General features: G+C 64.1%; 13 protein-coding genes. 10 read left to right on the forward strand and 3 right to left on the reverse strand.

All coding sequences use genetic code 11. The features are described from left to right. Position 1 precedes the first annotated feature (1 nt). Genes ABD815_RS05680 through ccoS form a run of 3 tightly spaced genes read left to right on the forward strand, consistent with a single transcriptional unit; the run spans position 2 to position 2,841 of the window. Positions 2-478, forward strand: a complete 477-nt coding sequence (locus ABD815_RS05680; RefSeq protein WP_344844737.1) for a FixH family protein — start codon at positions 2-4, stop codon at positions 476-478. Positions 479-493: 15 nt separating this feature from the next. Further along, the gene (locus ABD815_RS05685; RefSeq protein WP_344844741.1) at positions 494-2,683 is read left to right on the forward strand and encodes a heavy metal translocating P-type ATPase; all 2,190 of its coding nucleotides are present in this window, start codon (positions 494-496) and stop codon (positions 2,681-2,683) included. Beyond that, positions 2,680-2,841 (forward strand): cbb3-type cytochrome oxidase assembly protein CcoS, encoded by a 162-nt coding sequence (gene ccoS, locus ABD815_RS05690; protein WP_344844744.1) that lies wholly within the window; start codon positions 2,680-2,682, stop codon positions 2,839-2,841. The genes ABD815_RS05685 and ccoS overlap by 4 nt, the downstream gene beginning before the upstream one ends. Here ccoS and ABD815_RS05695 read toward each other — a convergent pair. Continuing rightward, the gene (locus ABD815_RS05695; RefSeq protein ID WP_344844748.1) at positions 2,832-3,539 is read right to left on the reverse strand and encodes an arylesterase; all 708 of its coding nucleotides are present in this window, start codon (positions 3,537-3,539) and stop codon (positions 2,832-2,834) included. The genes ccoS and ABD815_RS05695 overlap by 10 nt on opposite strands. Here ABD815_RS05695 and ABD815_RS05700 point away from each other — a divergent pair. Next, the gene (locus ABD815_RS05700; protein WP_344844751.1) at positions 3,538-4,224 is read left to right on the forward strand and encodes an ABC transporter ATP-binding protein; all 687 of its coding nucleotides are present in this window, start codon (positions 3,538-3,540) and stop codon (positions 4,222-4,224) included. The genes ABD815_RS05695 and ABD815_RS05700 overlap by 2 nt on opposite strands. Continuing rightward, on the forward strand, positions 4,221-6,743 hold the full coding sequence (locus ABD815_RS05705; protein ID WP_344844756.1) for an ABC transporter permease: 2,523 nt from the start codon (positions 4,221-4,223) through the stop codon (positions 6,741-6,743). The genes ABD815_RS05700 and ABD815_RS05705 overlap by 4 nt, the downstream gene beginning before the upstream one ends. On the opposite strand, the gene ABD815_RS05710 is transcribed toward ABD815_RS05705, so the two are convergent. Then, the gene (locus tag ABD815_RS05710; RefSeq protein ID WP_344844760.1) at positions 6,740-7,906 is read right to left on the reverse strand and encodes an acetate/propionate family kinase; all 1,167 of its coding nucleotides are present in this window, start codon (positions 7,904-7,906) and stop codon (positions 6,740-6,742) included. The genes ABD815_RS05705 and ABD815_RS05710 overlap by 4 nt on opposite strands. A gap of 3 nt (positions 7,907-7,909) precedes the next feature. After that, entirely contained in the window at positions 7,910-9,286 is a 1,377-nt protein-coding gene (locus tag ABD815_RS05715) for a bifunctional enoyl-CoA hydratase/phosphate acetyltransferase (RefSeq protein WP_344844876.1), read from the reverse strand. Between the two features lie 556 nt (positions 9,287-9,842). On the opposite strand from ABD815_RS05715, the gene urtA reads away from it, so the two are divergent. The 5 genes from urtA to urtD all read left to right on the forward strand — a co-directional run bounded on the left by urtA (position 9,843) and on the right by urtD (position 15,648). After that, positions 9,843-11,177, forward strand: a complete 1,335-nt coding sequence (gene urtA, locus ABD815_RS05720; RefSeq protein WP_344844763.1) for an urea ABC transporter substrate-binding protein — start codon at positions 9,843-9,845, stop codon at positions 11,175-11,177. 66 nt (positions 11,178-11,243) lie between these two features. Continuing rightward, positions 11,244-13,196: an urea ABC transporter permease subunit UrtB gene (gene urtB, locus ABD815_RS05725; protein ID WP_344844766.1), complete on the forward strand. Its 1,953-nt coding sequence runs from the start codon at positions 11,244-11,246 to the stop codon at positions 13,194-13,196. 3 nt (positions 13,197-13,199) lie between these two features. After that, positions 13,200-13,679, forward strand: a complete 480-nt coding sequence (locus ABD815_RS05730) for a GNAT family N-acetyltransferase (protein WP_344844771.1) — start codon at positions 13,200-13,202, stop codon at positions 13,677-13,679. Then, positions 13,679-14,911: an urea ABC transporter permease subunit UrtC gene (gene urtC / locus ABD815_RS05735; protein ID WP_344844776.1), complete on the forward strand. Its 1,233-nt coding sequence runs from the start codon at positions 13,679-13,681 to the stop codon at positions 14,909-14,911. Before ABD815_RS05730 ends, urtC begins: the two co-directional genes overlap by 1 nt. After that, complete coding sequence (gene urtD, locus ABD815_RS05740; protein ID WP_344844779.1) at positions 14,908-15,648, forward strand: urea ABC transporter ATP-binding protein UrtD; 741 nt, start codon at positions 14,908-14,910, stop codon at positions 15,646-15,648. Before urtC ends, urtD begins: the two co-directional genes overlap by 4 nt. Position 15,649: the final 1 nt, after the last annotated feature.

The following is a 15,649-nucleotide window of genomic DNA, read 5'->3' on the forward strand; positions in this document are numbered from 1 at the left end:
CATGGCGCAAACTGCAAAACCCCGCGAGATCACCGGCAAACACGTCCTCATCGGGACCGTCGCTGCCTTCTCCGTCATCATCGGCGTCAACTTCTTCATGGCGTTTCAGGCCGTGCGCACATTCCCGGGGCTGGAGGTCAAAAACTCCTACGTGGCCTCGCAGACCTTCGATGTGGAACGCGACGCGCAGGAGGCGCTCGGGTGGACCGTGCGCGCCGTGCCAGAGGGCGACATCGTGCGCGTGCAAATCCGTGACGCAGAGGGCGCGCCCGTTCAGGCCGCAACCCTCACCGGCACCATCGGACGCCCGACCTCTGTCAAAGACGACCAGACCCCTGAATTCACCTTTGACGGCACCGACTTTGTGGCCAACACCGGCGCTCTGGAGAGCGGGAACTGGAACTACCGGATGGTGGCCACAGCCGCCGACGGGACCGAATTCAAACAACGCGTCATTTTCTACGTGAAACAGCAATAGGGGCGAGCGCGCGCGATGTCCGAGGTCCAGATCTCTGCCTGCCCTGCCTGCGTGGCCGCCCCCGCCGCGCAAGAGGCCGCACATGCGCGCGACCTGCGCGAGGCGCGTATCATCCTGTCCCTGCCCACGGCCCATTGCGCGGCCTGTATATCCTCGGTCGAACGGGCGCTCGGCAAACAGGACGGCGTGCATGCGGCGCGGGTGAACCTCACCCTCAAACGCGCCCTCGTAGAGGCCGATGAAACCGTAACCGCAGAGGCGCTCGTCGATGTGCTCGCAGGGATCGGGTTTGAGGCCTATGAACTCGACGCAGGCGCGATTGCCGCCACCGAAACCGACCGGCAGGGCCGCGCGATCCTGACCCGCATCGCGGTGTCGGGCTTTGCGATGATGAACGTGATGCTTTTGTCCGTGGCCGTCTGGTCGGGCGCTGCGGATGCGACCCGCGACATGTTCCACTGGATTTCGGCGGCCATCGCTCTGCCCGCTATCGCCTATGCCTCCCAGCCGTTCTTTACCTCCGCATGGTCGGCCCTGCGCGTGCGCCGCCTCAACATGGACGTGCCGATCTCGCTGGCCATCCTGCTGGCGGCGGCCATGTCGGTCTATGAGACCACGCAGTCGGGCCACCACGCCTATTTCGACGCGGCGCTGTCGCTGACCTTCTTCCTGCTCGCAGGGCGCTACCTCGACTATCGCACCCGCTCCGTGGCGCGCTCGGCCGCCGAAGAACTCGCCGCCCTCGAAGTGCCCCGTGTCACGCTCGTCGATGGCACCGTGGTGCCGATTTCCGAGATCGCCAAAGGCACCCTCGTGCGCGTCGTGCCCGGCGCGCGGGTTCCCGTGGACGGGATCGTGACCGACGGGTCCTCCGAACTCGACCGCTCGCTTTTAACCGGTGAAAGCCTGCCTGTCGCAGCCTCCGCAAACACCATCGTCAGCGCGGGCGAAGTGAACCTGACCGGCCCGCTCACCGTGCGCGTCACGGCGGCGGGCGAAGACAGCTCTCTCCACCGCATGGCCGACCTCGTCGCCATGGCCGAAACCTCGCGCAACCGCTACACGTCGCTGGCCGACCGCGCGGCGCAAATCTACGCTCCCCTCGTGCATATCCTCGCCTTCGCGGCCTTCGTGGGCTGGATGATCGCCTCGGGTGATGCGCGCCTGTCGCTCAACATCGCGGTCGCGGTGCTGATCATCACCTGTCCCTGCGCCCTCGGCCTCGCCGTGCCCGCCGTGACCACCGCCGCCTCCGGTCGCCTGTTTCGCGCCGGCCTGCTGATCAAATCGGCCACCGCGCTGGAACGCCTCGCCGAGGTCGACACCGTGGTCTTCGACAAAACCGGCACCCTGACGGAGGGCCGCCCCGAACCCGCCAACCTCGATCAAATCGCCCCCGCCGATCTGGCCATCGCCATGGCGCTCGCGTCGGGGTCCGCGCATCCGCTCTCCACCGCGCTTTACGAGGCCGCGCGCGCGCAAAACGTCACCCCCGCCACCCTCAGTGACATCAGCGAAGTGCCCGGCCACGGTGTGCAGGCCCGCCTCGATGGCACGCTCGTGCGACTGGGGCGCGCCGCATGGGTGGGTGCCGATCCGCGCCCGATGACCGCAACCTACCTCAGCATCGGCGATGCGGCCCCCGTCGCCTTCACCTTTGTCGACCACCTGCGCGACGGCGCGGCTGAGGCCATCGCGGGCCTCAAATCCCAAGGCAAAGACGTGGTGCTGCTCTCCGGTGACGCGCCTGCAGCCGTCGCCGATCTCGCCGCGCGTCTGGGCATCGACGCGTGGGAGGCCGAATGCCTGCCCGAAGGCAAAGCCATGCGCGTGGGCGAACTGACCCGCGCGGGGCGTCGCGTCCTGATGGTGGGGGACGGGCTGAACGACACCGCCGCACTCGCCGCCGCCCATGTGTCGATCTCGCCCGCTTCCGCGCTAGAAGCGACCCGCGTGGTCTCCGACATGGTGCTTTTGGGCAAATCGCTCGCCCCTCTGGGCGAGGCCGCACAGGTCGCCGTTTCCGCAACCCGCCGGATCAAGGAAAACTTCGCCATCGCCGCGGGCTACAACATGATCGCCATTCCCGTCGCGCTGGCAGGCTTTGCCACACCGCTCGCCGCAGCACTGGCAATGTCCGCCTCTTCCATTACGGTGTCGTTGAACGCCCTGCGCCTACGGGCCAGAAACCGAGGTCCAAAATGAACGTACTCGTCTACCTTATTCCGGTGTCGATCTTTCTCGGCGGGCTCGGCCTCGCGGCGTTTTTCTGGTCGATCCGCGCGCGCCAATACGATGACCCCGACGGGGACGCCAACCGCATCCTGACCGGCGATTACGACGATCATCCCCGTCAGGAATGACCCTCGACACGCGCGGCCAGTTCACCCACCACCGGCCCGATCGCGTCGATAATCACCCGCACGCCCGCCGCATTGGGGTGAATGCCGTCGCTCTGCATGAACCGCGCCAAAGTCTCCGCACTATCGGTTTTCTCGACCAGGGCGCCGAGGAAATTCTCCACATAAAGCGCATCATATTGCGCCGCGAGATCGGGGTAGATCGCCTCGAAAGCGGCGCGGTAGTCTTCGCCGTAATTGCCCGGCACGCCGATCCCGATGATGAGCACAGGAATATCGCGCGCCTTGGCCGCCTCCATAATGCCTGTCAGGTTCGCACGCGCCACCTCCGGGTCGATCCCGCGCAGCACATCATTGCCGCCGAGCGCCACGATCATCGCATCGATATCGGGCGTCAGGGTCCAATCAACCCGCGCCAACCCGCCCGTGGTCGTATCGCCGCTCACCCCCGCATTCACCACCGTCGCGCCGATCGCGCGCGCATCGAGCCACGCCTGCAACTGCGCGGTAAACCCGTCCGCCTGCATCAACCCGTAGCCTTGGGTCAAACTATCGCCGAGCGCTGCAATCCGCACGTCACGCGCCTGCGCCCCCGCGGTGAAGGCAATTAGTCCCATAACCGCTAAAATCGTCGCGACCCGCTTGTTCACGCGACCTAAAACGCCATATCCAAAGGACAAACCCGAAAGGATTCCGACCATGAGCGACCCGATCATCGCGCTGAACGACGCGCGTCTCTCCCTCGACGGCAACGCGGGGCGCGTGGACATCCTGCGCGGCATCACGCTTGAGGTCGAACGGGGCGAAACCGTCGGATTGGTGGGGCCTTCGGGGTCGGGCAAATCATCACTCCTCATGTTGCTCGGCGGACTTGAACAGGCCAGCGGTGGCACGGTCAAGGTGCTGGGCCGCGATCTCACAGCGATGGACGAAGATCAACTGGCCCGCTTCCGTAGAGATCATATGGGCGTGGTCTTTCAGTCTTTCCACCTCATTCCGACAATGACGGCGCTCGAAAATGTCGCAACCCCACTGGAACTCGCCGGTGTGGCGGATGCATTCGATCGTGCGCGCGATGAACTCGTCGCGGTGGGTCTGGGAGACCGGCTCGACCATTACCCCGCGCAGATGTCGGGGGGCGAACAACAACGGGTCGCATTGGCGCGCGCCGCCGCGCCGCGTCCCGAAATCCTGCTCGCCGATGAACCGACCGGTAACCTCGACGGCGTGAATGGCGCGGCGATCATGGACCTCCTGATGTCCCTGCGCGACCGCCATGGCGCAACGCTCGTCCTCGTCACCCACTCGCGCGAACTCGCGGCGCGCTGTGACCGCTCTATCCGCCTGCGCGATGGCCTGCTTGATACCGCCGAGGCCGTTGCGTGAACCTCTCTGTTGCGTGGAAAATCGCCCGCCGTGAACTGCGCGGCGGCATTCGGGGCTTTAACGTCCTGATCATCTGCCTCGCCCTCGGCGTGGCGGCAATCGCAGGCGTCACCTCGGTGCGCGAAAGCATCGCACGCGGCCTCGAACGCGAAGGCGCGGCCCTGCTCGGCGGGGATGCGGAGATGGAATTCACCTACCGCTTTGTCACCCCAGAAGAACGCGCGTGGATCGACGCCAATACCGACGCGGTGTCGGAAATCGCCGACTTCCGCTCCATGGTCACCGTGGGCGATGAACGCGCCCTGACCCAAGTGAAAGCCGTCGACGGCGCCTATCCCCTGATCGGCACCGTTGGCCTGCCCGACGGCATGACGCTCGCCACCGCTCTGGCAGGGCGTGATGGCATGCCCGGCGCGGTTCTGGACGGGATGATATTGCAACGTCTCGGCCTGACCACAGGTGACACCATCGCCATCGGCGGGGTCGATTTCATCGTCATGGCCGAACTGCTGCGCGAACCCGACAACGCCTCCGCGGGCTTCTCGCTCGGTCCGCGCTCCATCGTGTCGCTGGATGCGCTGCGCGGCACGGCCCTCTTGGCCCCCGGCACGCTTTTCGAAACCGCCTACCGCCTCGATCTGCCCGATGGCACCGACCTCGACGCCTTCGAAGATCTGGCCAAATCGCAGCTCAGCGACGGCGGTTTCCGTTGGCGCGACAGCCGCAATGGCGCCCCGGGGGTGAGCGAGTTCATCGACCGCCTCTCCTCCTTCCTCGTGCTCGTCGGGCTTGCGGGCCTCGCCGTTGGCGGGGTGGGAGTGTCCTCTGCCGTGCGCGCCTATCTCGACCGTAAAACCGGCGTCATCGCGACGCTCAAAACGCTCGGCGCAGAGCGCGGCACGGTGCTCATGGTCTACCTTCTGCAAATGGCCGTGCTCACCACGGTGGCCATCATCCTCGGGTTGATCCTCGGCGGCCTCGCCCCCGTGCTCGCCGCCCCCCTGATCACCTCCGCCCTTCCGGTGCCCATCGACATCGGCCTCTACCCCGGTCCCTTGGCGCAATCGGCGCTGTTCGGCTTTCTGGCGGCGGCGATCTTTGTGCTCTGGCCGCTGGCGCGCACCGAACAAATCCGCCCCGCCGCCCTCTATCGTGACGCGGCCCTCGGCCTGCGCGGTCTGCCCCGCGCGCGCTACCTCATCGTGCTGGCGGTGCTGATTGCGACACTTGTCGGCGCTGCGGTTCTGTTCTCTGAAAGCACCCGCCTTGTGTTGTGGACCTTCGCGGGCATCGCGGCGGCGTTTGCCTTTCTCGTCATCGTCTCCGCCCTCACCGTGCGCCTTGCACGACGGGGCGCGCGCGCGACATCCCTGCGGGGTCGCATCGCGGCCCGCCTCGCGCTCGGCTCTGTCGGCGGCCCCGGATCGGAGGCGACATCGGTCATCCTGTCGCTCGGCCTCGGCCTCACCGTGCTCTCCGCCGTGGGCCAGATCGACAGCAACCTGCGCGGGGCGATTACCCGCGACCTGCCCTCACGCGCGCCCTCCTATTACGTCGTCGACATTCAAAACGACCAGATCGACGGCTTCCTCACCCGCCTCAAATCCGACCCCGGTGTGAGCGATTATGAAAGCGCCCCGATGCTGCGCGGGGTCATTTCGCGCATCAACGGACAGGACGCAAACGAGGTCGCAGGCGATCACTGGGTCATCCGTGGCGACCGCGGCATCACCTATTCCGCCGCCAAACCCGACAATACCAAAGTCACCGACGGCACATGGTGGAGCGACGATTACACCGGCCCGCCCCAGATCAGCTTTGCCGCCGAAGAGGCCGCCGAAATCGGCCTGAACCTCGGCGATACCCTCACCGTCAACGTGCTCGGGCGCGACATCACCGGCGAGATCACATCCTTTCGAAACGTCGATTTCTCCGGCGCGGGCATGGGCTTTGTCCTGACCATGAATCCCGCCGCGCTGGCGGGCGCGCCCCATACGCATATCGCCACGATCTATGCGGACGCCGAGGCCGAAAGCGCCCTGATCCGCGATCTCAGCCGCGCCTATCCCAATATCACCACCATCCGCGTGCGCGACGCCATCGACCGCGTTGTCTCCATCCTCGAAGGCATCGCAGCCGCCACAACGCTCGGCGCGCTCGCCACCCTTCTGACCGGTGCGGTGGTGCTGATCGGGGCGGCGGCGGCGGGGGAACCCAAACGCCGCTACGAGGCCGCGATCCTCAAAACGCTGGGCGCGAGCCGCGCGCGCATCCTGTGGAGCTTTGCACTGCGCTCGCTCCTTCTCGGCCTCGCGGCGGGTCTCGTGGCGCTGCTGGCGGGTATCGCCGCCGCATGGGCCGTGATGCATTACGTCATGGAAACGGACTTCGTGCTCGCCACAGGATCGGCCATCGCCATCGTGGTGGGCGGTGTACTCCTGACGCTGGTCACATCGCTGTGGTTTTCGTGGCGCGCGATGCGGGTGCGCCCCGCCCGCGTGCTGCGTGACGCAGGCTAGTCGTAGCTGCGCAACGTGTCCTGAACCGCATCCGCGATGACGAATTCCTCGTCTGTTGGAATGACCAGAACCGGCACCGCGCCGCGCCCGATCTCGACCGCGTTGTGATCATTGGCGCCCGCGTCGACCTCGATCCCGAGGTATTGCAGCCCGTCGAGAACGCGCCCGCGAATGACTGGCGCGTTCTCCCCGATGCCGCCGCAGAACACCACACCGTCAATGCCGCCCAGAACCGCCGACATCGCGCCGATCTCGCGGCGCACCCGAAACACAAAGTAGTCCACCGCCTGCGCGGCATGGGGGTCGTGACTGGCCAAAAGCGTGCGCATGTCGTTGCTGATCCCCGACAGCCCGAGCAGCCCTGACTCCCGATAGAGCATCTGCGCCAATTCTTTGGCATCCATGCATTCGGTTTCCATCAGGTAGAGCAACACACCCGGATCGATCTGCCCGCTGCGCGTGCCCATGGGCAACCCGTCGAGCGGCGAAAACCCCATGGTCGTGGCGACCGATTTCCCGTCGCGCACCCCGCACATCGACGCCCCGTTGCCCAGATGCGCAATCACGATCCGCCGTCCGGCGAGGGTCGGGTAATCGGTGGCGAGCCTGCGGGTGATGTAGTCATAGCTCAGCCCGTGAAACCCGTAGCGACGAACCCCGCGGTCGTAATATTTGCGCGGGATCGCGAAGGCATCGTTGACCCAGCCGTGGGTGCGGTGAAAGGCGGTGTCAAAACACCCGACCTGAACCGCATCGGGAAACACCTCCATCGCCGCACGCGCCGCCGCGAGGTTATGGGGCTGGTGCAGCGGGGCGAGGGGTTCGTAGCCCGCAAGCTCCTCCATGAGCGCCGCATCGAGCCTGCGATGGGTCGCCACATCGGGCCCGCCATGCACGATCCTGTGCCCGACCCCGACGACCCGCGCCCCGTCAATAAACGGCGCAATCGCGTCCAAAATCACCGGCATGGCCTCTGCATGGGTGCCCGCAGAAATCGCGCGCGTCTCATTCTGCCCGCCGGTTTTCAAAACCAACGTCGGCTCTGTCCCCAATCCGGCAACCTGCCCGCGCATGATCCGCTCGGGCGCATCCGCCGCGCTGCGGTAGGCTGCGAACTTCATCGACGAAGAGCCCGCGTTTAGCGTCAGGATCACCTCGGACATGGCCTACATCGTTCCCGTGCGATGCGCATGCAGCGCCGCCACCGCGCAGGAGGCCAGCCGCGAATGGTCGCTGTCAGAACGCGAATTCAAAATCACCGGACAGCGCGCCCCGATCACCACACCCGCCGCCTCGGCGCGCGCGATGAACGTCAACTCCTTGGCCAACATATTGCCCGCCTCCAAATTCGGAACGATCAGGATATCGGCCCGTCCGCCCACCACGGATTTGATCCCCTTGGTGCGCGCCGCCGCGAGGCTCACGGCGTTGTCCATCGCCAAAGGCCCGTCGACGATCCCGCCGGTAATCTGCCCGCGCTCGGACATCTTCGACAGGGCAGCGGCGTCCAGCGTCGAAGGGATCGCCGGATTGACCGTCTCCACCGCCGAGAGAACCCCCACCTTGGGCACCTCGATGCCGAGGCTGATCGCCAGATCAATGGCGTTCTGGACAATATCGACCTTGGTCTTCAGATCCGGCGCAATGTTGATCGCCGCATCCGTCACCATCAACAGGTGATCGAGCCCCGGCACATCCATCACGAACACATGGCTCAACCGCCGTCCGGTCTTCAAACCGCCCTCGGAGCGCAGGATCGGGCGCAGCAATTCGTCGGTGTGCAAATGCCCCTTCATGATGGCGCGCGCACGGCCCTCATTGACCATCGCCACACCCATCGCCGCCGCCTCGCTGTGGGTCTTGGCATGCACGATCGTGTAGCCCTCGATCGACACCTCCGCCTCCACCGCCGTCGCGCGGATCAGGGCCTCGTCGCCAATCAGGATCGGATCGATGATCGTGTGCTCTGCGGCCATGATGGCCCCGCGCAGGGCGCTCACATCCTCGGGCGCGATGATCGCGGTGGGGATCGGGGGCAGGGGCTGTGCCATCTCCAAAAGTCGTTCGAAATGAAGGTGACTGCCCACCACCAGACCGGGAACGTCGTGGATGTCGAAACTCTGCTCACTAAGCGGGGCGACCACCTCGGCCTCGCCCTCGGCAACCAACGTCCCGTCCGCGAGGCTCACCGTGGTCTCAAAAACCGCGCGCCTGTCGGTCTTCTTCTCGATCAGCTTCACGCGCGCGACCAATTCATCCCCCGCCATGGCGCGCCCGACAAACCGGATGGTCTGCGATTTGTAGAGCGTCCCGGGTCCGGGCAACTGGTTGCCCAAAGCGGCCGAAATCAGCGAGGCGATCCAAGCACCCGGCGCAATGGCCTCGGGCGTGCCATCGGCGTCCCCGTCTTCCTTGGGCAGGTGCATCGGGTTCAGGTTGCCCGATGCATGGGCAAAGACATAGAGATCGTCGGCCACGCAGAGCCGTTTGACCTCTGCCTCCATACCGACGGTCAGCTGGTCAAAGGGGATGTTCTTGAAAATGGTCACGTCGATCTGTCCTGCTTTTGCGCGTTCGACCCGTGATGACCCCGCAAACGGCGCCACTCCATGAGCCACATCAACTCTTTAGCAGGTTTTCAAACCGGATTTGTAGCCATTGCGGCACTGCAGCACAGCCCAGCCCCCCGATCCGCGCCCCAGAGGGCAGACGCGCGGTGCAGCGAACGACCATGAATGCACCAATGGCCTAATTGTGCGCCACCTGTGCAGGGATTCGCACCCCTCCGGGCGCCCGTGCCTTTGCATTGTGTCGCATTATTGAGCAAACGCCCAAAAAACTGCCCGCCATATGCCCAAACCCGTGTCGCCTCCCCTTAGGTAAGCGCGCGTGCCCTCTGTCGGCTTGTCTCAAGGGGGGTCCGGTTTGCACAGTCACAGCGCACTCGATCTCGGTTCGCACAACTGACCGGCCGGGGGTGGAAGGTGCGCGGGGCAGACTGACTTGGCGGTTGCTGCCACCGCGCGAAAAGCAACGAAGACGCTGCTAGGGGGATATAGGGGTTTGAGGTCGTGGAATCAATTCTGCGATCGCCCTGTCATGGCGAACTGCCACCTTTTGCGAGCGTCCCAACAAGGGAACGTCAAAGTGAAAACCAATCTCAAAGCATCGCTGGCCACAGCACTCTTCGCGACCACCGCGATTGCAGGCGCGGCTCAGGCCGAATGCCCTGTAAAAGTCGGCGTATTGCACTCTCTCTCCGGCACCATGGCCATTTCCGAAACCACGCTGAAAGACACCATGCTGATGCTGGTCGAAGCACAGAACGCCAAAGGCGGCGTGCTTGGCTGTGAAATCGAAGCCGTGGTCGTCGACCCTGCCTCCGACTGGCCACTGTTCGCCGAAAAGGCACGCGAACTCCTGACCGTGCACAACGTCGACGTGATGTTCGGCAACTGGACCTCCGTGTCGCGCAAATCCGTCCTGCCCGTGATCGAAGAACTCAACGGCCTGCTGTTCTATCCGGTCCAGTATGAGGGCGAAGAGAGCTCCAAAAACGTCTTCTACACAGGCGCTGCACCAAACCAGCAGGCGATCCCTGCCACCGACTATTACCTCGAAGAACTCGGCGTTGAAAAATTCGCCCTGCTCGGCACCGACTACGTCTACCCGCGCACCACGAACAACATCCTCGAAAGCTACCTGCAATCCAAAGGTATCGCCGAAGAAGACATCTTCGTGAACTACACACCCTTCGGTCACTCCGACTGGTCCAAAATCGTCGCTGACGTCGTCGCCCTCGGCGCAGACGGTAAAAAAGTCGGCGTGATCTCCACCATCAACGGCGACGCAAACATCGGCTTCTACAAAGAACTCGCCGCCGCTGGCGTCTCCGCCGATGACATCCCCGTCGTGGCCTTCTCGGTCGGCGAAGAGGAACTGTCGGGTCTGGACACCTCCAACCTCGTCGGTCACCTCGCCGCATGGAACTACTTCATGTCCGCAGACACCGAAGCCAACGCCGAGTTTATCGACCAATGGCACGCCTTCATCGGTGACGAAGCCCGCGTGACCAACGATCCGATGGAAGCACACTACATCGGCTTCAACATGTGGGTGAACGCGGTCGAAGCCGCAGGCACCACAGACGTCGACGCCGTGCGCGCCGCAATGTGGGGTCAGGAATTCCCGAACCTCACCGGCGGCACAGCTGTGATGGGCGTGAACCACCACCTGTCCAAACCGGTCCTGATTGGTGAAATCCTCGCCGACGGCCAGTTCGACATCATCTCCGAAACCGATCCGGTTCCCGGCGATGCATGGACCGACTTCCTGCCGGAATCCGCAGTGCTGATGTCCGACTGGAAAGACCTCGGTTGCGGTATGTACAACACCGAAACCAAAACCTGCGTCCAGCTTGGTTCGAACTACTAATCCAACCTGAAAAAGAAGGGCGGCGCTCCTGCCGCCCTTCGACCCCCTGACCACAAGAAGATCCCCATGATCCGCTTTCTCGCAGCGCTTGTGCTGTTTGCGACCTTCGGCCTGGCCTCCATGGCGCAGGACCGTACCCTTCAAAGCATTCTGAGCGACAATGCCGAGGTGATCGTCAAATCCTCGCGCACATCCATCGCTCCCGCCATCGAAGCGGTCGCCTTTTCGGACATGCCGGGCGCGCAGTCCGTTCTTGAAAAATGGCAGGCAAAGGAGCTGTGGTTCAACGAAACCGACGGCCAGTTCTACTACGCGACAAAGGCCGAGGGCGACACCTATGCCCTCACCGATATCATCACCGGCGACCCCGCAGGGCAGGCCAGCAAAGCCGAGCTCGAACAGATCAAACCGAACTCCGGTGTGCGCGCGATGCTCGCCGCCGCGCTGGTGAAATTCCAACTCGAAGACCCTGATCCGGCCGTGCGCCGCGCCGCGCTCGACGCGATTTCGCGCGATGGCGAAGCCGCCCACCTCGCCCCGCTGCGCGCCTCCATCGACGGCGAAACCGACCCCGATATCAAGGCGATCAAAACCCGCACCGAACGCATCCTGACCATCACCTATGGCGAAGGCGACGAAGAACGGGTTTCCGCGATCAATTACTTCGAAGGCGCCCTGTCCGTCGAAGCGCGCGGTGCCCTCAACCCGCTCGTGGTCACCCGCGTGATGCTCGCCGAAAACGTCCCCGACAACGCCAATGTCAAAGGCGACGTGCGCCCGGGCACCGATGCGCTCGGCTTTGATGCCGCCTACGCGCTGCTCGTGGATGACGGGCGCATCACCCCGCAACCGACCATCGATGAACGCAAAGCCGCCCTGCTCGCCAATCGCACAGACGGCACCATCGCCGGTGTCGCGCTCGCCACGCTGAACACCCAAGAGGCCCGCGACAGCGCCTACCAACGCCTCGCCGCGGCGGGAACCGTCCCGTCCTTTGATCCCGATTTCTCGATCGAAGGCGCCGCACGCGCCGCGAAATTCGTGGAAATCTACACCGAACCCTCAGCCGCCGTGACGGCCGCCGCCGAGGCCACGCTCACCTCGATCAAACGCACCGTGTCGATCAACCAGTTCCTCGATCTGACACTCGACGGCCTCTCGCTCGCCTCGATCTATTTCCTCGCCGCCATCGGGCTTGCCATCACCTTCGGCGTGATGGGCGTGATCAACATGGCGCATGGCGAATTCATCATGATGGGCGCCTACACAGGCTACGTCGTCCAACAGATCATCCCCGATTACACCCTCTCCATCATCGTCGCGATCCCGATGGCCTTTGCCGTCACCTTCGCCGCCGGTGTGGCGATGGAACGGCTCATCATCCGCTGGCTCTACAACCGCCCGCTGGAAACGCTGCTCGCCACTTTCGGGGTCTCCATCGCGCTGCAACAAATCGCCAAAAACATCTTCGGCACTCAGGCCCGCCCGCTCACATCACCCGGTTGGCTCGACGGCGCGCTGGTGTTCAACGACGTGCTCGCGATCTCCTACATCCGCATCGCGATCTTCGTGCTCGCCCTGATCTTCCTCGGTGTCTTCCTCTTCATCATGAAACGCACGCGCCTCGGCCTTGAAACCCGCGCGGTCACCCAGAACCCGCGCATGGCCGCCTCCATGGGCATCAACCCCGACCGCGTGAACATGATGACCTTCGGCCTTGGCTCCGGCATCGCGGGCATCGCGGGCGTGGCCATCGGGCTCTATGCGAAAGTCACCTCGGAACTCGGCTCCGACTACATCGTGCAGAGCTTTATGACCGTCGTGGTCGGCGGCGTCGGCAACATCTGGGGCACGCTTCTGGGCGCGGGCATGATCGGTTTCCTTCAAAAAGGCATCGAGTGGCTGAACCCGTCCAATACATTGGCCGCCCAAACCTATATGATCGTCTTCATCATCATCTTCATCCAATTCCGGCCCAAAGGCATCATCGCCCTCAAAGGCCGCGCGGCAGGAGATTAAGCGATGGCCATGACAATCACCCCGACCGGTCTCAATGGCGCAGGCGTCCTCGACCTGATCGCGGCCCATACCGCCTTTTGCACGGCCACCAGCCCGCGCGAGAGCTGCCATTTCCTCGACGCCTCCGGCCTCGACAGTCCCGACGTCACACTCTGGGCGGCGCGCGAGGGTGGCGACCTGCTCGGCATCGCCGCGCTCAAACGCCTCCCCGACGAGGCCGGTGAGATCAAATCCATGCACACCGCCGCACCGGCCCGTGGCCGTGGCGTGGCCGATGCACTGTTGACGCAAATCGAAACATCGGCGCGCGCGCGACACTACACCTCGCTCTGGCTCGAAACCGGATCCATGGACCAATTCGCCCCCGCCCGCGCCCTCTACGAACGCCACGGATTTGAACCCTGCGCGCCCTTTGGCGACTACAAACCCGACCCGAACAGCGCCTTTTATTCCAAGCAACTGACCGCGCAGGAGGCCTCCTGATGGGATTTGCCGCACTCAAGAAAAACCCCTCGATGGTCACCTTCATCGCGGTGCTCGTGGTCTTCACCCTCGCCATTACCTTCCTCTCGGAGGCCTACGGCTCCGGCGCGCTCTCCACATCTTTCGTGAAAACACTGGGCAAAACGCTCTGCCTCGCGCTCGTCGCCATCGCGATGGACCTCGTGTGGGGCTACACCGGCATCCTGTCGCTCGGCCATTTCGCCTTCTTTGGGCTGGGCGGCTACATGATCGGCATGTGGCTGATGTATGCGCGCACCAAACTGATCGTCGCAGGCTCCATGGCCGCCGCCGAATTGCCCCCCACATCTGCGGAAATCTCCGACGCCATCGGCACACAGATTTTCGGCGTCGTGGGATCCTCCGACTTCCCGCTGGTGTGGATGTTCGCCCATAGCTTCTGGGCGCAAATCGCCCTCGTCGTCCTCGTCCCCGGCGTGCTCGCACTGGTCTTCGGCTGGCTCGCCTTCCGCTCGCGCGTGACCGGCGTCTACCTGTCGATCCTGACACAGGCCATGACCCTCGCCCTCGCGCTCTACCTGTTCCAGAACGACAGCGGTCTGCGCGGCAACAACGGCCTTTCAGGCCTGCAAAACCTGCCCGGCGCGGATGCCATCTCTCAGGACTACATCTCGATCTGGTTCTTCTGGGCCTCGGCGGCTGCCCTCCTGCTCACCTACCTCATCGCCGCCTTCGTGGTATCGGGCAAATTCGGCTCGGTCATCCGCGGCATCCGCGACGACGAGGCGCGCGTGCGCTTCCTCGGCTATTCGGTGGAGGGGTTCAAACTCTTCGTCTTCGTCCTCACGGCAGTGATCGCGGCGATTGGCGGCGCGCTCTACTACCCGCAGGCGGGCATCATCAACCCCGCCGAAATCGCCCCCATCGCGTCGATCTACCTCGCGGTCTGGGTCGCCATCGGGGGCAGGGGGCGCATCTACGGCGCGGTCATCGGCGCGGTCTTCGTCTCGCTGGTCTCCACCTATTTCACCGGCGGTCAGGCCCCCGACATCAACCTCGGCTTCTACACAATCAAATGGGTCGACTGGTGGACCGTGCTGCTCGGCCTGTCCTTCGTGCTCGTCACGCTTTTCGCGCCCAAAGGCATCGGCGGCATCTTTGATGTGATCGCCAACAGACTGGCCCCCAAACGCCACGGCGCCCCCCTCGGCCCCGATCAGGGCGCGCTACGGGAAAAGGAGGCAAACGAATGAAAACCCTCCTCGAAGTGTCCGGCATCTCCGTCTCCTTTGACGGGTTCAAAGCCATCAACAACCTGTCCTTTTCCATCGGCAAAGGCGAAATGCGCGCCATCATCGGGCCCAACGGCGCAGGCAAAACCACCTTCATGGATATTGTCACCGGCAAAACCAAACCCGACGAAGGCACGGTGCTCTGGGGCGATCTCTCGCGCAATCTCATCGGCATGAACGAAGCCAAAATTGCCCGCATCGGCATCGGCCGCAAATTCCAACGCCCCACCGTGTTCGAGGACCAGAGCGTCTTTGACAACCTGCTGATGGCGGTGAAAAATGACCGCAGCCCGCTCGCCGTGTTGTTCTTTCGCCCCAAATTCGAAGACCTCGCAAAGGTCGAAGAACTGGCCTCCGAAATCGGCCTCACCGACCACCTGTCGCGCAAATCGGGCGAACTTTCGCACGGCCAGAAACAGTGGCTCGAAATCGGGATGCTACTGGCCCAGGACCCCCAACTCCTTCTCGTCGATGAACCCGCCGCGGGCATGACACTTGGCGAGCGTGAACACACCACCGACATCCTCAAAGAGGCCGCCAAAACCCGCGCCGTGGTCGTCGTCGAACACGACATGGACTTCGTGCGCCGCCTCGAATGCAAAGTCACCGTGCTCCACGAAGGCTCGGTCCTCGCCGAAGGATCGCTCGACCACGTGACCCAAAACCAGAACGTCATCGACGTTTATCTGGGGAGATAAT

The sequence above is a fragment of the Celeribacter arenosi genome (assembly GCF_039539485.1).
Taxonomy (GTDB): domain Bacteria; phylum Pseudomonadota; class Alphaproteobacteria; order Rhodobacterales; family Rhodobacteraceae; genus Celeribacter; species Celeribacter arenosi.